Source organism: Paenibacillus kobensis NBRC 15729 (assembly GCF_004000825.1).
Lineage (GTDB): Bacteria > Bacillota > Bacilli > Paenibacillales > Paenibacillaceae > Paenibacillus_T > Paenibacillus_T kobensis.
In genome coordinates, this window is record NZ_BILZ01000036.1 from 40,190 (window position 1) to 61,664 (window position 21,475).

The 21,475-nt window shown below is 52.8% G+C and carries 21 protein-coding genes; 17 read left to right on the top strand and 4 right to left on the bottom strand.

Annotated elements, in window-relative coordinates:
- Positions 1-48: 48 nt before the first annotated feature.
- The gene (locus tag PKO01S_RS19080; RefSeq protein ID WP_127533032.1) at positions 49-1,200 is read left to right on the top strand and encodes a cysteine desulfurase family protein; all 1,152 of its coding nucleotides are present in this window, start codon (positions 49-51) and stop codon (positions 1,198-1,200) included.
- On the top strand, positions 1,201-2,436 hold the full coding sequence (gene thiI, locus PKO01S_RS19085) for a tRNA uracil 4-sulfurtransferase ThiI (RefSeq protein ID WP_127533033.1): 1,236 nt from the start codon (positions 1,201-1,203) through the stop codon (positions 2,434-2,436).
- 18 nt (positions 2,437-2,454) lie between these two features.
- On the opposite strand, the gene PKO01S_RS19090 is transcribed toward thiI, so the two are convergent.
- Positions 2,455-3,180 (bottom strand): TerC family protein, encoded by a 726-nt coding sequence (locus tag PKO01S_RS19090; protein ID WP_127533034.1) that lies wholly within the window; start codon positions 3,178-3,180, stop codon positions 2,455-2,457.
- A 135-nt stretch (positions 3,181-3,315) separates the two neighbouring features.
- Between PKO01S_RS19090 and PKO01S_RS19095 the strand changes: the two genes are divergently transcribed.
- The 7 genes from PKO01S_RS19095 (at position 3,316) to PKO01S_RS19125 (ending at position 8,581) form a co-directional block, all read left to right on the top strand.
- Positions 3,316-3,993 (top strand): TerC family protein, encoded by a 678-nt coding sequence (locus PKO01S_RS19095; protein ID WP_246070638.1) that lies wholly within the window; start codon positions 3,316-3,318, stop codon positions 3,991-3,993.
- Positions 3,994-4,200: 207 nt separating this feature from the next.
- On the top strand, positions 4,201-4,686 hold the full coding sequence (locus PKO01S_RS19100) for a hypothetical protein (RefSeq protein WP_127533036.1): 486 nt from the start codon (positions 4,201-4,203) through the stop codon (positions 4,684-4,686).
- 60 nt (positions 4,687-4,746) lie between these two features.
- On the top strand, positions 4,747-6,588 hold the full coding sequence (gene typA, locus PKO01S_RS19105) for a translational GTPase TypA (RefSeq protein WP_127533037.1): 1,842 nt from the start codon (positions 4,747-4,749) through the stop codon (positions 6,586-6,588).
- A gap of 33 nt (positions 6,589-6,621) precedes the next feature.
- Positions 6,622-6,924: a YlaH-like family protein gene (locus PKO01S_RS19110; protein ID WP_127533038.1), complete on the top strand. Its 303-nt coding sequence runs from the start codon at positions 6,622-6,624 to the stop codon at positions 6,922-6,924.
- Positions 6,925-6,959: 35 nt separating this feature from the next.
- Positions 6,960-7,238: a hypothetical protein gene (locus PKO01S_RS19115; RefSeq protein WP_127533039.1), complete on the top strand. Its 279-nt coding sequence runs from the start codon at positions 6,960-6,962 to the stop codon at positions 7,236-7,238.
- A gap of 26 nt (positions 7,239-7,264) precedes the next feature.
- The gene (locus PKO01S_RS19120) at positions 7,265-8,323 is read left to right on the top strand and encodes an LCP family protein (protein ID WP_127533040.1); all 1,059 of its coding nucleotides are present in this window, start codon (positions 7,265-7,267) and stop codon (positions 8,321-8,323) included.
- Between the two features lie 75 nt (positions 8,324-8,398).
- Positions 8,399-8,581: a hypothetical protein gene (locus PKO01S_RS19125; protein WP_127533041.1), complete on the top strand. Its 183-nt coding sequence runs from the start codon at positions 8,399-8,401 to the stop codon at positions 8,579-8,581.
- Between the two features lie 69 nt (positions 8,582-8,650).
- Here the strand turns inward: PKO01S_RS19125 and PKO01S_RS19130 are convergent, their stop codons facing one another.
- A complete protein-coding gene (locus PKO01S_RS19130) occupies positions 8,651-9,388 on the bottom strand; it encodes a YhcN/YlaJ family sporulation lipoprotein (RefSeq protein ID WP_307719842.1) in 738 nt (245 codons plus the stop codon).
- Here PKO01S_RS19130 and PKO01S_RS19135 point away from each other — a divergent pair.
- The gene (locus PKO01S_RS19135) at positions 9,325-10,656 is read left to right on the top strand and encodes a PhoH family protein (protein WP_127533042.1); all 1,332 of its coding nucleotides are present in this window, start codon (positions 9,325-9,327) and stop codon (positions 10,654-10,656) included. The genes PKO01S_RS19130 and PKO01S_RS19135 overlap by 64 nt on opposite strands.
- 129 nt (positions 10,657-10,785) lie before the next feature.
- Complete coding sequence (locus PKO01S_RS19140; RefSeq protein WP_164779672.1) at positions 10,786-12,309, top strand: ABC transporter substrate-binding protein; 1,524 nt, start codon at positions 10,786-10,788, stop codon at positions 12,307-12,309.
- A 51-nt stretch (positions 12,310-12,360) separates the two neighbouring features.
- Here PKO01S_RS19140 and PKO01S_RS19145 read toward each other — a convergent pair whose 3' ends face one another.
- Positions 12,361-13,446 (bottom strand): coiled-coil domain-containing protein, encoded by a 1,086-nt coding sequence (locus tag PKO01S_RS19145; protein WP_127533044.1) that lies wholly within the window; start codon positions 13,444-13,446, stop codon positions 12,361-12,363.
- A gap of 96 nt (positions 13,447-13,542) precedes the next feature.
- Between PKO01S_RS19145 and PKO01S_RS19150 the strand changes: the two genes are divergently transcribed.
- Positions 13,543-14,775 (top strand): class I SAM-dependent methyltransferase, encoded by a 1,233-nt coding sequence (locus PKO01S_RS19150; RefSeq protein WP_127533045.1) that lies wholly within the window; start codon positions 13,543-13,545, stop codon positions 14,773-14,775.
- Positions 14,776-14,840: 65 nt separating this feature from the next.
- Here the strand turns inward: PKO01S_RS19150 and PKO01S_RS19155 are convergent, their stop codons facing one another.
- On the bottom strand, positions 14,841-15,077 hold the full coding sequence (locus PKO01S_RS19155; protein ID WP_127533046.1) for a DUF2626 domain-containing protein: 237 nt from the start codon (positions 15,075-15,077) through the stop codon (positions 14,841-14,843).
- A gap of 273 nt (positions 15,078-15,350) precedes the next feature.
- Between PKO01S_RS19155 and PKO01S_RS19160 the strand changes: the two genes are divergently transcribed.
- The 5 genes from PKO01S_RS19160 (at position 15,351) to PKO01S_RS19180 (ending at position 20,743) form a co-directional block, all read left to right on the top strand.
- Positions 15,351-15,998 carry an RsfA family transcriptional regulator gene (locus PKO01S_RS19160; RefSeq protein ID WP_127533047.1) on the top strand — a complete coding sequence of 216 codons (648 nt, stop codon included), beginning with the start codon at positions 15,351-15,353 and terminating at the stop codon, positions 15,996-15,998.
- 150 nt (positions 15,999-16,148) lie between these two features.
- Positions 16,149-17,132, top strand: coding sequence for a ketopantoate reductase family protein (locus PKO01S_RS19165; protein WP_127533048.1), 984 nt, complete (start codon positions 16,149-16,151; stop codon positions 17,130-17,132).
- 15 nt (positions 17,133-17,147) lie between these two features.
- Entirely contained in the window at positions 17,148-17,543 is a 396-nt protein-coding gene (locus tag PKO01S_RS19170; RefSeq protein ID WP_127533049.1) for a DUF3397 domain-containing protein, read from the top strand.
- Positions 17,544-17,767: 224 nt separating this feature from the next.
- Entirely contained in the window at positions 17,768-19,426 is a 1,659-nt protein-coding gene (gene bshC / locus PKO01S_RS19175) for a bacillithiol biosynthesis cysteine-adding enzyme BshC (RefSeq protein ID WP_127533050.1), read from the top strand.
- 48 nt (positions 19,427-19,474) lie between these two features.
- Complete coding sequence (locus PKO01S_RS19180) at positions 19,475-20,743, top strand: adenosylhomocysteinase (RefSeq protein WP_127533051.1); 1,269 nt, start codon at positions 19,475-19,477, stop codon at positions 20,741-20,743.
- Positions 20,744-21,475: the final 732 nt, after the last annotated feature.

Sequence of the window (21,475 nt, forward strand, 5' to 3'; positions counted from 1 at the left end):
GCTCCGTGAGGAGCTTTTCTTGTTGTATTCAGGAGGAAAAGGAAACCTATGCTTTATTTTGATCATTGCGCCTCGACGCCTCCGCATGAAGACGTTATTCAGACGATTGCCGAAGTCATGCGCATCCATTATGCGAATCCGTCCTCCATTCATCAAGCAGGCGCTGATGCCGGTAATCTGATCGAACGCGCCCGTGGTCTGGTTGCGAAGCTGTTCCGGACCAAGCCGGAAGAATGGATATTCACTTCCGGCGGTACCGAAAGCAACAACTTAGCTATTCTGGGAGCTGCCAGACAATATGCGGGAAGAGGTAAACATCTTATTACGACGATGATCGAGCATGCATCCGTCTATGAGACATTCCAGCAGTTGGAGCGGGAAGGGTTTACCGTCACGTATTTGCCGGTTGACGAATTTGGGAGCGTATCCGCCGAAGCAGTTGAAGCCGCATTGACGGACGAGACCATACTGGTCAGCATTATGCATGTCAACAACGAAGTAGGATCGGTACAACCGATTGCAGACATTGGCCGTCTGCTCGCAGACAGGCCGAAGACGCTGTTCCATATCGATGCGGTGCAAAGCATCGGCAAGCTGCCGATTGATATTGCCGGATGGGGGATCGATCTGCTGTCGGGCTCGGCTCATAAAGTGAGAGGTCCGAAAGGCGTAGGCATTCTGTACATGAAGTCCGGTCTCAAGCTTCATCCTATTGTGTATGGAGGCGAGCAGGAGCGCTCCATGCGGCCGGGGACGTCGAATACGCCGTCTATTGTCGCATCGGCCAAAGCGTTCCGGATCGCGATAGAAGAAGCGGAGGCGCGCTGCAGCCAATGGAGAATGCTGCGAAGCCGTCTGATTGGGCATCTGGACGGCATTCAGGAGCTTGTGCTGAACGGCAGTGCGGAAACCGATTCAGCGCCGCATATCGTTCATTTCAGCTACCCTGGGATGAAGCCTGAAGTTATCGTCCATGCGCTCGAGCAACGCGGATTTGTCGTCTCGACGAAATCGGCCTGCTCATCGAAGGATGATAAGCCGAGCAGGGTTATTCAAGCTATTTCGGACGATTCGAGACGCGCTGCAAGCGGGATACGCATTAGCTTCGGCAGCGAGCATACAGAACAGCATATTGACCAGTTGGCACAAGCGGTCCGGGACACCGTCGCGGAGCTGAAGCCGCTCGAGAGGAGAAACTAAATGTCTTCGAACATTTATGATATGGTATTACTTCGTCTTGGTAGCGAAATTACAATCAAAGGAAAGAACCGTGCCCGGTTCGAGAAGGTGTTGGCTGATCAAGTAAGGAGAGCGCTTCGACCCTTCTCCGATGCGGTAGTGAAACGGACTTACGGGAGATTGTATGTAGAGCTGAACGGGCATCCCTATGAGGATATAGCTAACGCTCTGCGCGACGTATTCGGACTTGTCTCGTTCAGTCCGGTTAAGCGTGCAGACGTTGATCTAGAGTCTATCCAAGAGACGGCGCTTGCCGTATTCCAGGCCAATAAACAGCGTAAGGATACGTTCAAAGTAACGGTCAAAAGAGGATGGAAGCAGTTTCCCCATGATTCGCTCGAAATGAATCATCTTGTAGCTTCCCATGTGCTGCGCGCTACGCCTGAGCTCAAGGTGGACATTCGAAATCCGCAGGTTGACCTTCGTGTTGATATTCAACAAGGCGGCGCGTACATTTATTGCGACGTCGAGAAGGGGGCAGGCGGCTTCCCGTATGGAGAGAACGGCAAAGGGCTGCTGCTGCTGTCGGGCGGCATCGATAGTCCCGTCGCGGGCTGGCTCGGAATGCGTAAAGGGCTGAAGCTTGAAGCGGTACATTTTCACTCCTATCCGTTTACGAGCGAGCAGGCTAAGGAGAAGGTTATTACACTTGCAAAACGGCTGCTTCACTACACGGACGGCAAATTTAAGCTTCATCTAGTACCGTTCACTGATATTCAGACGAGCTTCGCGCAATCCGGTCAAGAACGGCTGATCATTACGCTGATGCGCCGGGCGATGCTGCGGATTACGGAGAAAATAGCGGTTAGAGAGAGTGCGACTGCAATCGTCACAGGCGACAGTCTTGGACAAGTAGCCAGCCAGACGCTGGGCAGTATGAATGTCATCGGCAAGGTGGCAAGTTTGCCTATTCTGCGTCCTCTTGTCATGATGGACAAGGTTGACATTATTCAATTGTCAGAGCGTATCGGTACTTACGAAACGAGCATCCTGCCTTATGAGGACTGCTGCACGCTGTTCGTTCCGAAATCGCCGGCGACAAATCCGAACCTGGAAATCGTCGAGGCGACAGAAGCGGGCATCGATAATTTGGAAGCGATGATTGAAGAAGCAGTGAAGAACACCGTAACGGTTGTTCTTAGACCTGAGGAAGCTGCGAAGCCGGCACGCGAAAGCGAAGAAGATCGTTGGTTCTAAACGAAAAAGCAGGGACTCCTATATGGAGTCCCTGCTGCTTATAATGGCTTTCTCGCTTTTATCCGCGTTACGGTTGCGTTTGGCGATATTCGTTAAGATGCCGGCAAGAACGACGATGACGATCAATACGGAAATAAATCCCCAAGAGAACAATGCGCTTTCTTCGAAAAAATATTTGATCTGCGGTTCATGCGTGATCATCTTGGCTGCAGTGTAGGCAAGAACGCCAGATCCGATATAGACGATCCACGGAAACTTATTAATCAGCTTTATGAATAGAGTGCTTCCCCATACAACGATCGGGATACTGATCAGTAACCCAAGGATGACGAGCAGGTCGTTGCCATGAGCGGCGCCTGCGACGGCAATGACATTATCTAGCCCCATTGCGGCATCTGCGATAATGATCGTGCGAATCGATTGCCACAAGTTGTTGCCGGCTTTAATGGAATCGTGGCTCTCTTCTTGCACAAGCAGCTTATAGGCGATGAATAGAAGGAGGAATCCGCCTATTAACAGCAGCCACGGGATTTGGAGCAAATGGACGACGAGAAGCGTTGCGACGGCACGAATCACGACGGCTCCGACCGTGCCCCAAATGATCGCTTGCTTCTGTTGAGTTTTCGGTAAATTGCGGGAAGCCATGCCGATTACGATAGCATTGTCTCCGGCTAGTACGAGGTCGATGAATACGATTTGCAGAAGTGCGGCGGCGAATGCCCACGACAAAAGCTCAAGCTCCATCCTTTAAGCCCTCCTAAAACGATTCAAATGTAGTTTTCTTTACGGTCGAACGAGTAAGCCGTTCCACAAAATATATTTCTCTCATATTGGCAGTCTGATGGACATACAGCTGTTTAAGAAGGGAGCGTGTACAAGTTGGATAGCTTACTCGTATTTATGCAGATTGTCCTCATTAATATGCTGCTTAGCGGCGATAATGCCGTCGTAATAGCGATGGCGAGCAACGGACTGCCTCCTGCTCAGCGGAAACGGGCGGTATGGTGGGGGAGCGCAGTAGCCGTCGTGCTGCGCTGCGTGCTGACAGCAGTGGCTGTAGCGCTTCTGCAAATTCCGTTCCTGCAGGCGGTCGGAGCGATGCTGCTCGGTCTCATTGCGGTCAAGCTGTTTCGGGATGCTTATAACGGTGAGGAAGCGGGAGGGGCTTTGGCAAGTCCGCGTAAGGCTACATTGGTCGCGGCCATTCAGACCATCGTTGCCGCTGATTTTATTATGAGTCTGGACAATGTGCTGGCCATCGCTGCCATTGCGGATGGCGAGCCTGTGCTGCTTGTGCTTGGCATTGTGGCAAGCATTCCGATCATCATATGGGGAAGCCACTTCGTGGGGGCGCTGTTACGTAAGTTCCCGCCGCTTGTATATGTCGGCGCTGCGCTGCTCGGTTATGCAGCCGGCGAAATGCTGGTCAGCGATCCGGGGCTGAATGATTGGCTGTTCCATGGATCGTCGGCTGTTCATGAGGCGATACCGTTATTCTGCGTGCCGGCCGTCATCATTGCGGGGTTGTTGAGCAGACCGAAGCTGAGGGCCGTGTAACCGCCACCATGATCGATGAGCCGGCTTTTCTGCGGGAGCGGATAGGCCGGCTTGTTCTTTTTCGTCATCTTCCGATGGTTTACACTGGTTTTTTATTCGCAGTTCTATTACACTAGAGGTTGCGAGAAGTTACGGGATCGTGTCGTCTTTCGTCGAACAGGAATGACGGCGATACCGATTGTAACCGGAACGATCGGGGGGAGGCTTTTGTCTAGACAACATTATGCGGGAATCGCTCTGCTCGGTGCAGGGCTTGTTATTCTGCTTGGCAAATGGGGATTCTTCAGCTTTATCGGCTCGATCTTATGGCCGGTGGCGCTGCTGGTCGCCGGGATATTGCTCCACGTGCTATATTTCGGCAGACTGCTTCCGTCTGCAGCATTAGTGCCTGCGGGCATACTATCCGTATACGGGCTCATGTTTTTGTTCTGTACTTTGTTTGGATGGTCGTTCTTCAATCAGCTATGGCCGCTGCTTCTGTTCGGACTGGCAGCGGGGCTGTACGAGTATTATACGTTCGATTCATTCAAGCCCCGTCTGGCGCTGCAGCTTGCCGTTGTATTAGGCGCCGTCGCAGTTGTTTTGTTCGGATTCATTCTCATTGCAAGCTGGAGCATATATGTCATCGGACTCGTGTTGGTTGGTGCGGGTTTGTGGCTGACGCTCGGCCGCGGCCGCAGGACGCGTTGGTAATCCCCCTGCGTAGTTGACCGGTAAGAATATAGAAAAGATTAATTGGAGTGGATTATGACAATGAAGGAAAGACACAACATTCGCAACATCGCAATTATTGCCCACGTTGACCATGGCAAGACGACGCTCGTCGATAAACTGCTGCAGCAATCCGGTACGTTCCGTGAGCACGAAGCAGTCCAAGAGCGCGCAATGGATTCCAATGACATCGAGCGCGAGCGCGGCATTACGATCCTGGCGAAAAATACGGCGATCAACTACAAAGACTACTTGATCAACATCGTCGATACGCCTGGACATGCCGACTTCGGCGGCGAGGTTGAACGGATTATGAAAATGGTCGACGGCGTACTTCTCGTCGTCGACGCGTTCGAAGGCTGCATGCCGCAGACGAAATTCGTATTGCGCAAAGCGCTTGAATCGAACCTGACGCCAATCGTTGTCGTCAACAAAATCGACCGTCCGAACGCACGTCCTACGGAAGTTATCGACGAAGTGCTCGATCTGTTCATCGAGCTTGGCGCTAACGATGAGCAGCTGGAATTCCCAGTCGTATACGCATCGGCGCTGATGGGTACATCGAGCCTCGATCCGGACAAGCAAGACGAGAACATGCAGGCGCTGTACGATACGGTCGTAGAGCACATTCCTGCTCCGACGGAGAGTGTAGAGGAGCCATTGCAATTCCTCGTTACTCTGCTGGACTTCAACGAATACTTGGGCCGTATCGCAATCGGCCGCGTCAACCGCGGTATTGTGAAGCAAGGCCAGTCGATCGCCGTTATGACGCGCGAGGGCAATGTAAAGCAAGCACGTATCGAGAAGTTGTTCGGTTTCCAAGGCTTGAAGCGGGTTGAAGTTCCAGAAGCTGGCGCAGGCGATATCGTTGCAATTGCCGGCATCAAAGACATCAATATCGGCGAGACGCTCGCTGATCCAGCGAACCCGGAAGCATTGCCGGTTCTGACGATCGATGAGCCGACGCTCCAAATGACGTTCCTCGTCAACAACAGCCCGTTCGCGGGCCGCGAAGGCAAATGGGTAACGTCCCGCAAGCTGCGCGACCGCCTGTTCAAAGAACTGGAAACGGACGTTGCGCTCCGCGTTGAAGAAACCGACAGCCCGGATGCATTCGTCGTATCCGGCCGCGGCGAGCTTCACCTTGGCATTCTGATCGAGAACATGCGCCGCGAAGGCTACGAGCTTCAAGTATCGAAGCCGGAAGTTATCGTCAAAGAAGTAGACGGTGTCAAATCGGAGCCGTACGAGCGTCTGGTTATCGACGTTCCTGAAGAGCATATGGGCGCGGTTATGGAGAGCCTTGGCTCGCGTAAAGCAGAGATGGTAAACATGGTTAATAACGGAACGGGCCAAGTGCGCATTGAGTTCATTATTCCTGCGCGCGGATTGATCGGCTACCGTACGAACTTCCTGACACTGACGCGCGGATACGGCATTATGAACCATGCGTTCGACAGCTATGGACCAGTTGCGGGTTCGCAAGTTGGCGGCCGTCACCAAGGCGTTCTTATCTCGAGCGAGAACGGCGTATCGACGTTCTACGGCATGATGGGCGTTGAGGACCGCGGTCTGCTGTTCCTGGAGCCAGGCGCAGACGTATATGAGGGTATGATTGTAGGCGAGCACAACCGCGATAACGATATTATCGTCAACATCTGTAAGGAGAAAGCTCTCACTAACGTTCGTTCTGCAGGCAAGGATGATACGGTTAAGCTGAAGACGCCGATCATTTTCTCGCTTGAGGCAGCGCTTGAGTACTTGAACGACGATGAGTATTGCGAAATTACGCCGAAGTCGATTCGTCTTCGCAAGAAGATTCTGAATAAGAGCGAGCGCGAACGTGCGGAGAAACACCGCAAAACAGCGCAAGCCGGCGTTTAATTCACGCGCTGTGGTTGAAGGAGGCTTACCGCGATGCAGGAATGGTTCAGCAACCATCCATTCATTACGTACGTCATAATATTGGCGTGCATTATGTACATCTTCAATGCGGTGTTCCGCGTTCAGCGGCTGCCGATTCTGAAGGAAGTGGTCGTGCACCTCGTAATGGCCATCGGAGCATTCGTCATGTTTATTCTTCAGATCGACAAACTGCCGATCATTCAGTGCATGTCTGTCGCGATCATCATGATGATGATGCTTCGCGGACGTCAGCTTTACGACAAGCTGCGCAAGAAGAACGGCAAATCGGAAGTGAACACCGACTCGGGACAGTAACCTTATAGCCTGTATAGGCAAGGAGCTGATGGCGAATGAAGCTTGAGGATGCTCTGTTCAATTGGCTGCAAATTGACCGTGTATCGAGTGCGCGCCCGGACGACCGGGCCGCGCTCGATACGCGGGATTTTTTCCTGACCATATTGCGGGAAGATCACGGCGTCAGCCGCGTCAGCGTCTCGGCTGAGGATGCGACAATGGTTCATGTCAGGATCGAACGGGAGGACGGCGGCAAGAAGCTGTTCATGTTCGACCGGGAAGCTTCGGATCAACTGCTCGCAGATATTGTCGCTAATCCTCGCTACCAGTGCTGAACATCATGACCTAAAGGTGTGATACGATGGATTCGCAATCGCCGCTGCCGCCCCGATCCTCGAGCAAACGCTCATCCGGGAACGTTCAGCCTCACAAATCAGTCAAGCCGCCTAAGAAGAGAAGAGTTCGCTGGGGGCGCATATTCGGGCTATTGCTAATTGCCATTATTCTGATCGTTGGCGGGTACGCCGCTAGTCTGTTTTTAAAGGCGAACGAGGCGATCAAGCATATTTCGCTTCCGGGCGTTGATACGAAGGTGGCGCCTGAAGACTCTGTCAAGGTGAAGCCGACGGCGATGCTGTTGCTTGGTCTTGACTCCAGGGAAGCGACAGGCACGCTGAATACGGACGTCATCATGATTATGGCGATGAATCCGGAGACGAAGAAGGCAACCGTCGTGACGGTTCCGCGCGATACGAAGATAGAGCTTGCCCGTTATACGGCTCATAAAGCGAACGGCTATTATTCCATTTTTTATAGGCAGGCGCTTAAGGAAACGAACGACAAAGACAAAGCGAAGCTTGCAGCGCTTGATGAGATGAAGACGATGTTCGGCCGGTATTTCGGCATCGACATCGGGTACGCGACTATCGTCAACTTCAAAGGCTTCTCCGACGTTGTCGACGCGTTAGGCGGCGTGGAAGTGGACGTCGATATGGACATGCATTATGTCGATAGTGCTGACGGAACGAATATCGACCTTAAGAAAGGCCGCCAGGAATTGGACGGCGACGATGCACTCGACTTCGTCCGTTACCGCAAATCGAACGACGGTAAGAACATGTCGAGCGATTTCGACCGCAACCGCCGTCAGAGCGAAGTGATCGGTGAAATCGTCGACCGTCTGAAGTCGCTCGGAAGCGTCAACAAGTACGGCTCCGTTATTGAAGCGGTAGGCAACAATATGAAAACCGACGTTCCGCAATCCGAGCTGCGTCAATTGATGTTGACGTACTTCGGCATTAGCCGGACGGATGTCGAGTTCAAGCCGCTTGCCGGCAATTGGAAGAGCCCGTACGTATATGCCGACGAACAGAGTCTGGCCGATGCGAGACAAGCGCTTAGAGCCCAATTGCAGCAATAAGGGTAGTACGATTGAACAAGGTTATGGTATAATACGGTTACGTTAGCGTACTCCATAGCCAAGGAGGTCATGCGGATGACCGAACCGATTAACGGATTGGCCCAATCGTTCTACCGTCTAGCTGGTAAGCCGAATGACGGTTCGTGGTCGGGAACGACTGCGGACGACACGCTGCGTCTTCACAATGCAAATTTGAATAAGAAACGGACGACGAATGCGCCGAAAGGACAAGTGTTGGCCGACATGAAAGAAGCCTAGCGAATATCGCTAGGCTTTTTGTGTACTTTTCATGGATTTAGCCTTCAATCCGTTCAGGAAGCCGAAGCGTTACGTTTGCTTCTTCATTTGCGGAGTTCCAGCCTTGCCAGGTCCCGGAACTGGGCGGAGTGTGTCACGCGGCATCTGCGGCACGATTCGGCCGATAATGTCGGACATCTCCTCAGCAAAGCCTTGTACCGGACGACCGCGTCTTACATCGGCTCCGATCTCCCTCAGCCGCTGTGCCAGATCAATGTCCGCCGTAACGACAGCATCGATGCCGTAAGGGTCCTTGCGGAAAGCTTCCGCTACCGAATATTTAATCGTACCGATGCGGGAACGGTCCAGCTTGCTGTCCACATCGATTCCGACGACGGCCAAATTGCCCGCAATGACGCAGTGGGCGTTCTTCACGCCCGGAATCCTTTTCGCCAGCGACTCGAGATGAAGCTCGACTTTCCTCGGATCGGTAATAGCTTTCGCCCGAGGCGTGGTCTGCTGGGCTCTGACGCGATCATTATTCTGAGGAGAGGGTGATGTTTCGTTGCGCGCTACGGTGCCACAGCCAGCTGCAAGCAGGCATATGACCGTAACGGACGCAAGGCAACTGAGGAACGAGCGCATTTCGCCACCAGACCTTTCACAATCACATTTTGTCGTCGCTGCATAGTTTGCCCGAAGCTGAATATGGTTATGTATGCCTTTCGTCAAACGATCGATACTCGGCGCCAGGAGGGTCCGCGATGAAAAAAATTTTCGTACTCGATACGAATGTGCTGCTCCACGATCCGCAAGCCATCTTCGCATTTGACGATAATGAGGTCATCATTCCGGCGATTGTACTCGAAGAGATCGACTCCAAGAAGCGGCTCGCAGATGAGCTTGGCCGCAATGCGCGAACCGTATCAAGGCTGCTCGACCGGATGCGTGAAGAAGGCCATCTGCACGAGGGCATCGTATTACGTAGCGGCGGACTGCTGAAAGTGGAATTAAATCATCGGAGCTTCGTCCGCGTACAAGAAATGTTCGGCGAAATGTCCAACGACAACCGGATACTCGCCGTGGCGCTTAATTATCATATGGAGGAACAGGACAAAGGAACGAACGCGCGAACGGTACTCGTAAGCAAGGACGTTCTAGTCCGGATTAAAGCGGATGTGCTCGGGTTGGAGGCGCAAGATTATTTGTCCGACCGTACCGTATCAGCGACGGACCTGTACGGCGGTTATTCGACTCTTCACGTTCATCCGTCCGTCATCGACGAGTTTTATACGTACCGGTTTTTATCCGTAAAATCATTGAATCTGACGATGAAGCTGTTTCCGAATGAATTCGTTATTCTGCGCGATGAGATGGGGACGTCGAAATCGGCTCTGTTGAAAGTAAGCCAGGACGGCGTCAGACTGGAGCCTTTATATTTAAGCAACGATGCGGTATGGGGCATTACGGCGCGCAACGCGCAGCAGCGTATGGCGCTGGAGCTGCTGCTCAACGACGATATCCCGCTGGTGACGCTGACAGGCAAAGCCGGTACCGGCAAGACGCTTCTGGCGCTTGCTGCAGGCTTGCTGAAAGTAGAGGATGAGCATAAGTACAAGAAGCTGCTCATTGCTCGTCCTGTCGTCCCGATGGGCAAAGATATTGGATATCTGCCTGGTGAGAAGGAAGAGAAGCTTCGCCCGTGGATGCAGCCGATTTACGACAATCTTGAATATTTGTTCGATACGAAGAAGAGCGGCGATATCGATAAAATATTGATGGGACTCGGAAGCATACAAGTCGAAGCGCTCACTTATATTCGCGGACGTTCCATTCCAGGGCAGTTCATCATCATTGACGAGGCACAAAATTTGACGCGCCACGAAGTGAAGACGATCGTGTCGCGTGTCGGCGAAGGAAGCAAAATCGTTCTGATGGGAGATCCGGAGCAGATCGATCATCCTTATCTCGATTCCATCAGCAATGGGTTGACACATATCGTTGAGCGGTTTAAAGCAGAAGCTTCCAGCGGTCATATTACGCTTGAGAAGGGCGAACGCTCGAAACTCGCGCAGCTCGCCGCTGATTTGCTGTAGGAGTTGTTATAGGAGCCGGGCCGGGCAGGCTATATCCTGTCCGGCTTTCATTTTCATAAAAGAAGAAGACAATGCAACAGTTCGTTTGTTATGATAACGATATACCTTCATTTGGAAAGGAAGGAAGCTGTGTACCGGAAATCTTCGCTGCTGCTGTTGATTGGTTCATTAGCGGCAGTCATTATTGTATTTCTGTCGCTGATTCGCATACCAAGCGGCCCGTCTTCTCCATCAGCTAAGGGAGGAATGCCGGAATCACCTCTTCCGTCAGGCAAGGAAGGCTCTGATCGCCAACACATCGCCGTAAGCGTTTCCATGGCCGATGGGCAATTCAACGATCTGATGGATGCGACTGCGCGGTTCATGGAGCAGCATTCGAACATCAGCGTCGAGCTGTACAATGTTGATCAGTCAGAGGCATACGAAACGTGGAAAAATAATGCTCAGCTTGGCATAGGTGCAGACGTAGCGCTAATGGACAATGAATGGGTCCGGGAATTCGCTGTGCTCGGCTATTTGCAACCGTTGGATGATCTGGTGGCGACGCTGCCTGCCAATTGGTTGAACGGGCTGTTGGAGCCTGTCAATTGGAACGGCTACTGGTGGGGGCTGCCGAAAGATGCTGATCCGCTCGTCGTTGCGTGGAGCCGGCCGCTGCTCGATTCACTCACAAGCCAGAGTGTACCGGTCAACTGGAACCGTTTCGTCGAACTGGCGGTATCAGCAGGGGCTTCTGCGCCGGACGTTCCTCTTGTGAAGTTCGATTCGTCTGATTCCCGTCAGATGCTTGTATGGCTTGATTCTTTCCCGTCAGGCGAACGCGCGGAGATGCTAAGGCCGTTCGGGTCGGAGACTGCGCAGCGGTTATCGTTTCTTGCCACAGGGAACGGACAAGCCTTTCACATTAGCCGCTCAGGCAACGGCAACCCTGCGGATGCGCTCGCCGCGGGCAAGTTGTTGTCGGGTGTCATGCATTGGTCGGATATCGAAGCGCTGCCTTCGGACAAGCGTTCTTTGTTAGCGGTTGGCTATCCGAACGGCTGGTACGGAGGCCGGAGCTTCGTTGTGTTCGCGCACAGCATTGGGAAGGATGAAGCGATCAGGCAGTGGCTGCAGGCAGTAACAGGTGAGACGGAGCAGCAGTCAAACTTCGACAGCTACCGTCTGCTTCCGTCGCTCAAACCGTTGTATGCGGCTATCGATACGGAGGCGTATACGGCGAGCGGAAGCCGGAAGGCGGAGTTCGAATGGTTGAAGCAGTTGGATGCGAAGCCTGCGGAGACGCCGGACCCGCAATGGCCGGTTAGGCTCGTTCGATGGGAGCGGATATGGCAAGAATCGAGCGGCAGCGAACGGTGGATTACAGAATTAACGGAGCGTTGGAGTGCAGCAGGGACGGCAAGGCAAGAGGCTGAGCTGCCCGGCACCGGTGCGGAAGCAGAGGAAGATGCAGATGCAGATTCAGAGTCCGCAGAGACGGTATCCCTCGATGGAAACAATAGTTCTATAGAATCAGGTACTGTAACGGAAGAAGACAATGAAGAAGACGAGAATGCTGCGGCGGCAGACGAATGGTTGAATACGGAGGCTGATGAAGACATCGGTCCGACGGATTCGTCGCAGCAGCAGGATGACAGCGATACAGAGCGTTAACGGACGAACACCGCCCCCTGTGTAAGGGAGGCGGTGTTCGGTCTAAGCGGTTTAAAACTTGACGGACAGGGTGACGGTAAGTTCCCCGTCTTGTACGCTCACTTCCTTAGCTCGCAGGAAGCTGATAATTTGCTGCGGATAAAAACCAAGATCGAATGATTGCTCCAGCTCGCGCCTTGTCGTATCCGGCAAGGCAAGTCCGTTAAATTTTAACTCATCAACATGAAACTGAATGCTGCTGCTCGGTTCTGTCTCGATCGTATAGTGGCCTGCCACTTCGATCGACATGCCGCCGCGTTTGCCGCTGGCGATGACTTGGTCGTTCTCGAACCGGAATTCGAATACGTTGAACATTTCATTCTGGTCCCGCAGGAACGCGTTGAGCGCTTCTTCAGGAATGTGAAGCGTGTACTGGAAGCCGTCAATTTCGAGATAGTCTTTATGGTCTTGTATCCATTCCGGCAACTGCTTCATTGCTTTCGACAACGCTTCGAAATAGGTGCGAACTTCGCTTATGCCGGCGCTGTTCCAATAATTCGTCAGCTCGGCCATCATTAACCGAAGCCGATCGGCATCCGAACGTCCGGCGAGCGCCGTATCCAGCTCTTGTTGAATCTTGGCAACACGCTCGCGCTGGCTAAGCAGATCAGCCTGGACCGTCTCCAGCTTCTGATGGGCTGCTGTCTGCTTGTCATGCTCCTCGCGCAGCACGCGTGCCTCTTCGGCGTACTGGTACAGCATCGTGCGGTCACGTGAGAAGATGATGTCGATATAATCGAGCATTTGAAGCCATTCCCGCATGGAATGGAAAGAGAAGAGCGCTTCGAGCAACCAATCGCGTTCCCCCATATAATAGGAGCGCAGAACCTTGCCTGCTTCGTCCCGCTGCTGCTTGATTTGTTGTTCTTTCTCGTCGATTTTTGCGGCAGATGAGGACAACGAAGATTCCAGCTTGCTCAGTTGATCCTGCACGCGGGCAATTTCCTTGTCAATTTCGACGACGGACAAGCTTTTCTCGAGCAGTTGCTGAATCGCTTGTTCCTCAGGCGTAAGGGCGGAGGCCGTTCCGATCGTCTGGAACGACAGCAGCAGCAAAGCGAAGGCGAACGCTCCGGCACGGCGCAGCAGTGCTGGCATGTCGGTACCTCCCTCGGGTATGTAGTCAAGCCTAGTTTAAATGTATGCGGACATCTCATCTATTATATCTCAATCCGTCTTAGGAGGAGCAACAAAATGGACAGACCGTCGCAAGAGTTGGCCGTTCGCATTGCAGAAGTCATCAGGAAGGAAGGCGTTCCGGCCATGACCATGAACGGTGAAGTGTGCCGCGCGATTCCATTCAACCGGTATATGGCTCTCTGTCTTTATGATGAGCAGTCCGGCTACTATAGGAGCGGCGGCGTGAGAATCGGGCGTGAAGGAGATTTCTATACAAGCAGTGCGATAGGCGGCGTAATGGGTCAAATGTTGGCGAAGTATCTTCGCGGGGCTTCAATATCTTGCAGCGAACCGCCTGTCATGATGGAGTGGGCCGCAGGGGCGGGCACGATGACGAGAGATATGCTCGCAGCATGGTCCGATAATGCGCCGGAATGGATGAGCCGCATCGAATATTGGGCGGTGGACGATCATCCGCAGCATTTGGAGTCGGTACGCGAACTGGCGTATACGGTACTTGCCCGCTCACCTGGGAAACGATCGATTCGGTGCGTCAATTCCGCCGAAGCAATGGAAGCATTAGCGGCTCTGCCCCAGGAAAAGACGGTGCTGATTGCTGCGAACGAACTGATCGATGCGATGCCGGTGCACCGGGTAACGAGATTAGACGGGCAGCTAAAGGAACTTGGCGTATGCATTCAGCCCGACGATGGCGATGACGATTGCTCTGGAATTCCGGGGAGTCTATCGTTCCGATATGCTTATCTGCCGCTATCAACACCGAAATTAGCTTGGTCAATCGAAGCTGACGGCGTACCATTGGCGGAAGGGCAGGAAACCGAAATCAATCTGGCTGCCGAACAATGGCTTGCTGAGCTCGGGGCTGCGGTACAATCGGGCATGCTGCTGCTTGCAGATTACGGGCACGATGCGCAGGAATATCGTGCCGCTCACCGGATGAAGGGGACGCTGATGTGTTACCGCCGTCATATGGCGCATGACAATCCATTTCTTGATCCCGGAGAACAGGATATTACCGCGCACGTCAATTTTACCGCTTTGAAGCGAGCTGCTCAGCAAGCGGGTTGGTCCGTCGCGTATGAGGCGACCCAATTGCAGTTTCTGCTCGAACAAGGCATCCTGGAGCTGCTGGAAGAGCATGACGGCGCGGATCCGTTCAGCGTGAAGGCCAAGCGCAACCGCGCCGTACGTCAAGTGCTGTTGTCCGACAGCATGAGCGAAACATTCAAAATCATGGTGTTGACGCGGGGCGGATTCACGCTCCCATACGAACGCGCAGCAACATAAGAAGAGCCGGAATCGTAAAGCGATTCCGGCTCTTCTTATGTAGAAGCCATTCGTTTGAAGCTGTATTACAATGGGAGACCCATTTTGAATACGGTCCAATAGCTGAAACCAACAAACGAGATGACCATGTATCCCCAGAACATCAGTATGTATGTACGTTCCGAGAAGTTCAGATAGCCGAGCAAGATGAACGCGGCGGCTTGCATGAAGAACAAGAGCGACATTTCGATCATGTCTCCTGCAAACGACATCAGTGCAATTACGAGCGTCCAAAAGCCGAGAACTCGAAACATGCGTGCCATTCTCCATCCCCCTCTCTTCGATTCGACCTTTTTTTTCTATTGCTCATTATAACGTTACGTACAAAATGTGTAAACCTGTAAGCGTGACAAACCGGCAAACTTTTTACTTGCCGCCGATACCTGCATCCACTATAAGTTTGCACAGAAACGGCAGCAATCATGTATGAGCGCATTAAAAAATGGATATATAAATTAGTATCCGATAGATTCTATGAACTCTACCAAGGGCATAGAGATAAATAAGCGCCTTTAACGTTAGGAGGTTTGGGTAGCATGACAGCAGTCAGACAAGATGCATGGAGTCCCGATGACGACATCATTCTAGCGGAGGTAACGCTGCGGCATATTCGGGAAGGCAGCACGCAGTTGGCGGCTTTCGAAGAAGTCGGCGAGCGGATAGGCAGAACCTCTGCGGCTTGCGGTTTCCGCTGGAACAGCTGTGTCCGCAAACGGTATGAGGATGCGATTCAAATTGCGAAGCAGCAGCGCCAAAAACGCAACTATTTGAAAAAACAGTCGCTAGTCGCAGCTCCGCATGTATCGTCTCTCCAGATCGTAGATGAGGATACAAAGTCATTCAAGCATGATCCGATATCGGAGGATAGTATTACGATAGACGGGATCATTCGTTTTCTGCGGCAGTGGCGGGGAGCCTACTCAGAGATGCAACGGCAAGTGAAAGCGCTTGAGAAAGAACTTCTTGACCGTGAGGAAGAGCTAATCGAGCTTAGAAGCGAGAATAACCGGTTGAATAGTGAAGTGTCGAATGTCCAGACGGATTATCGGACCGTTAACGATGACTATAAGACGCTTATACAGATTATGGACCGCGCGCGACGCCTTGCTGTATTGAACGAAGAAGACGAGTTGAAGCCTCGCTTCAAGATGGATGCGAATGGAAACTTGGAACGAATTGAATAACAATTGCAGCAATGCAATGGCGGGCGCCCTCGCATAAGTAGATGCGGCGGGCGTTTTTGCGTTAGGATAGAAGGATAATGCTGACGAGCCTAGCGGATAAGAGCTAGGGGATATAGAGGAAGAGTGAAATTAGAGAAGGAGAGGCCGATCATGAGATTTGAAATCGTAGGCGGAGGAGCCATCGGTCTGCTATATGGCGCAAGGCTTGCACTGGCGGGATATCCGGTTACGATATGGACGAGGACGCGTAAACAGGCGGAATTGTTGTCGGATGAAGGCATAGAGCTTGTAGCGGGCGGAACGATACATACGATAGACGTCAGCGCATCCCCGATAACGGAATGCAGCCGGCCAGTTGAGAGAACGTCCGAGCATAAGGTGCTGCTCATAACCGTCAAACAACCTCAACTAACAGCGGTGCTGTTGGAGTATATAAGGTTGATAGCAGAAGAAGGGGATATCGTGGTCGGTCTTCAGAACGGAGTCGGTCATATCGAGTCAATACAACATTCGCTGCCGGGCAGAATCGTGCTTGCAGGCGTGACTACGGAAGGAGCGCTTCGGCACGGTTTGCGAACCGTGGAGCATACTGGCGAGGGGGTGCTATCGATTGGTGAATATCGGTCGACCTCGTTGACGGAGGCCTCGGGCGACGAACTTTTGTCGCAATCCGATCGAATGATTCGGGAATCTAGGCAGAAAATGTTGATGAATGCGCTTTCAAAAGCAGGAATTGCGATAGAACTGTCGAATGAGATGAATAATCGGGTCTACCAGAAATTGCTCGTAAATGCAGTCATTAATCCGTTAACGGCATTATTCGACGTACGCAACGGCGAGCTGGTCCATCATCCTGCACGGCTGTCGCTTATGAAGGCGTTGCACGAAGAGACTTTATCGGTGCTGACTGCTTCGGGAATGGACGATGACGGTACCAGCTGGGACAGGCTGCTTCAAGTATGTGACCGCACGAGCGGCAACATATCGTCTATGTTGTCAGACGTAAGAGCGGGCAGGCTGACCGAGATCGAATGGATCAACGGCGGCGTTTGCCGTCTGGCGGATGATGCCGGGGTGAATGCATCTCTTAACCGGTCGGTGATGCATATGGTTCAAGCAATGTTTAAATCATGAAAGGGGGCGGCTGGTATGTGGTTATGGGAAAGCGTCCGACATATCTATGCGTACCTGGCGGTAATACCAGTCATCCCGTTCTTCCTCATCTATTGGGTATATGGTTCGATAAGCAATAACCGCAAGAAAGCGTTCGGATTGGCGATGGATGTGACGACGGTGCTTCTGATAGGCTGCGTGGCGGTGTTGTTCGATTTCGTGTTCGGCAGCAAATTTGGGTTCTACTTGATCGTTTTGATTCTGATTCTGCTCGGCGGATTGATCGGGAATATGCAGTTCCGTAAACGCGGAGAGGTGGATACGAAGAAAATTTTCCGGGCTGTATGGCGGATCGGCTTTCTGTTCATGAGCGTTCTGTACGTTTTGTTCATGTTTATCGGAATTGGCCAGGTACTGCTGTCCCCGATGTGACAGACTTTAGACTTATTTCACTTCAGAGCTAATCATATAGTCATCATTAATAGCCTTCCACCCGGGAGGCTATTGTTATTGTAAAGGCGGCATCCTACTCTTTGACGCTTCACCGCTCAATTGTGTACAATGAGTCCGTAGCATATGCCATTATCACATCGCGCTGCGCCGCTTCTGCGGTTAGCAGCCATACAATCTATTGCGGATCGAGGTCGGTATGAAGCATGACTTCTACGAATTTCTATGAGCTTCCATCATCCCAGCCGCTAAGCGACGCATATGTGAAGCAGACGGACAGCCGTTTGAACGCATTGTTTCACAGCGGTCATCCTGCGGATGAGGAGCATTGGCGTGCCCGTTCATCCCGTCTCGACGGGGCGAAGGAGCTGCGGGTACCGTCAGCGGACATAGCGGACGCACTTAGACGCTATAACGCACGTTTTGGCATGTCGCAGGAGACAGCAGCGAACATCGAGGCAATCGGACAAGGAGCGCAGGTCGTCGTCGGTGGGCAGCAAGCTGGTCTGTGGACCGGACCAATTCTCGTCATACATAAAGCCGTGACCATCATTGCCGCAGCCAAGCATGCATCGAAAGTGCTGAACCGGGCGGTCGTTCCCGTTTTTTGGATCGCCGGAGAGGATCACGACTGGGATGAAGCGAATCATATAACAGCAGCAACAGAACAAGGACTTCGCAAGCTTGCCGTTACTAGACCGGAAGGTCCTCGGACTTCGGTCAGCCGTACGGCTGTCGCCCCAGAAGCATGGGAGTCGGCGATTGCGGAGCTTGAGACTGTGCTTACCGGTTCCGAATTCAAGGAGCCTCTGCTTGATAAGCTGCGGGAATTGACGAAGTCGGCTAAGACGCTAAGCGATGGTTTTGCGGGCATCTTAGCATGGCTGTTCGGCGGTTATGGGCTCGTATTGATTGACGCAGACGACGCGGCGGTCCGGGCGCTTGAAGCGCCGATGTTCCGGCGGATGCTGGCTGACAATGATGCGCTCGAGGCTGCGTACACGGCGAATGGGCAAATGCTGGATTCGCTTGGCTATCGTATGCAAGCAGCAGCTGCGCCGGATTGTGCCAATCTGTTCTTGTTCCGGGATGGCGGCAGCTCTTCCGGCTTGCAGGGCGACCGAGTGCTGTTGTATAAGCGCGACGGTGGCTTCACGGACAAGAAGGGAGAATCGTTCTGGAGCGCGGACGAGCTTCTCTCCCTGGCGGATTCCAGTCCGGGGCAGTTCAGCAACAATGTGTTGACGAGACCGATCATGCAGGACTATCTATTCCCTGTTCTCGCAGCTGTGCTTGGCGCAGGCGAGATCGCCTACTGGGCGCAGATCGGCGGCGCGTTCCGTCATTTTGGCATGGAAATGCCTATCCTTGTCCCGCGTATGTCGTTTACCTTAGTCGAAGGCACGATTGCGAAACATATGATGAAATATGACTTGACCTTTGACGATGTCGTACGCCGGTTCGAAGAGCGCAAGCAGCAGTGGCTGATGGCGCAGGACCGTTTCGATATCGCTGGCCGGTTCGGGGCGGCGAAGCGGGACTTCGAATCTCTGTATGCTCCGCTAGTCGAATTGGCGGGGGAAGTGCAGGCGGGATTGGCGGCGCTTGGAACGACGAACATGAACAAAATTTTGGAGCAAATTGATTTTCTGCAAAATCGTACCCAGGATGCGTTTCGCAAAAGCCACGACGCTTCGATACGCCATTGGGACCGGATCGGCACGGCGATATGGCCTGGCGGCAAACCTCAGGAGCGCGTGTTGAACATGACGGCTTATTACAACCGTTACGGAACGGATTGGCTTGCAAAGCTGCTTGCACTCCCATATGTGCCTAGCGGTGAGCATCAGATCGTTTATTTGTAAGCATTTTTACGGTAATTAAAATAAGAGTTGAGAGGCAGTGGTTGAACGATGAGTACGGATGCAAAACAAAAAAGTATCGTAGCGGACATGGCGCTGGCGCCTGAAGGACATTTGAAAATTGACTGGGTAAGCGCGCATATGCCGGTGTTGAACCGGATCCGCGAACAGTTCGAGAAAGACCAGCCGTTCAAAGGGCTGAAAGTGACGATTGCGCTTCACCTGGAAGCCAAAACGGCATACTTGGCGAAAGTCGTGAAAGCCGGCGGCGCAGAAGTGACGATTACGGGCAGCAACCCGCTGTCGACGCAGGACGACGTATGTGCGGCGCTCGTAGAGGACGGCATTACCGTCTTCGCGAAGTACAATCCGGAACCGGCGGAATACAAAGAGCTGATGATCAAGGCGTTGGAAACGAAGCCGGATCTGCTCATCGACGACGGCGGTGATCTCGTGACGATTCTTCACTCCGAGCGTCAAGATCTGCTGTCGACCGTTCGCGGCGGCGCAGAAGAGACGACGACAGGCGTTATTCGTCTGAAGTCGCTTGAGAAAGAAGGCGCACTGAAATTCCCGATGGTAGCTGTTAACGACGCGTTCTGCAAATATTTGTTCGACAACCGCTACGGTACGGGCCAATCGGTATTCGACGGCATCAACCGGACGACGAATCTCGTCGTTGCAGGCAAGACGGTCGTCGTTGTCGGCTACGGCTGGTGCGGTAAAGGCGTAGCGATGCGCGCCAAAGGTCTCGGCGCTAACGTTATCGTTACCGAGATCGACTCGATCAAAGCGGTCGAAGCTTACATGGACGGCTTCGCCGTTATGCCGATGATCGAAGCAGCGAAGCTTGGCGATATTTTTGTAACGGTGACGGGCAACCGCGACGTCATTCGCGGCGAGCACTACGAAGTGATGAAGAACGGCGCGATCTTGTCCAATGCAGGACATTTCGACATCGAAGTGAATAAACCTGAGCTCGAAGCGTTGTCGAATAACATCCGTACGGTACGCCGCAACATCGAAGAGTACCAGCTCAAGGACGGACGCAGCATCTACCTGCTGGCGGAAGGACGCCTTGTCAACTTGGCAGCAGGCGACGGCCATCCGGCGGAAATTATGGATATGACGTTCGCGCTTCAAGCGCTGGCTCTGCGCCACGTGAACGATCAGTACCAGACGCTCGGCAACAAAGTTGCAAACGTGCCATACCATCTCGACGAGCAAGTTGCCCGCTTGAAGCTCGAAGCGCTCGGCATGGGCATCGACCAACTGACGGACGAGCAAAAAGCGTATCTCGACAGCTGGGACGCTCACTAAGATTGCGATTTGATTTAACAAAATGAATTAACCAAGCCGGGGGACTCCCCCGGCTTTTTTGTGCTGCAGTCGCTCCTCTCTCATTCACTCCTTGAAGTCACAAGCCTCTCCACTCGCAGCTGCTCTTTTTATTCACAAGCCGCTCCATTCGCAGTCACTCCTAGCAGGAGGAACAAGTCCTACTGTTGCTCTAGCGAATCGAGGGCGCCTTATTTGTTCGGAATCGATTGATTAGAGATTCTAACGAACTCAGGGAGCGTTATTTGACTAACATTCGATCAAAATGGGGTTCAGAGCATGAAATAGCGTTTCTGGAGTTCGTTAGCTTTTAAAATAGGTCAAATCGAGCGAAATAGCGCTCGTACGATTCGTTAAAAATTAGACCCGGCTGGTTACGGGGGAGTGAAAGGAATTGGGTTGAAGCGAGGGGAATGCCGAGCCCGAAACTCTCCAAAGGGGAGGGGAGTGGGAGAGCCACAATAGTGGAGCGTATCCCGCAGGGAGGGAAAGCGAGGACAAGCAGAAAGTTTGTGAATGCGTCGAAAGTGGTGCGTACGGTGGGGATTAACAAGGTGGGGAGAAGTGGAGCGTGTCCTGGAGGGACGGAAAGCGATTCAGCGTTCAATGTGACTAGATAAGTCTTAGAGGAGTCCAGAGGACGAAGTCCTTTGGGGCCCTCCCTTGCAGGGAGGGTTTGGGTGGGTAGGGAGAGCCTTTGAGGGTTTGGGTGGG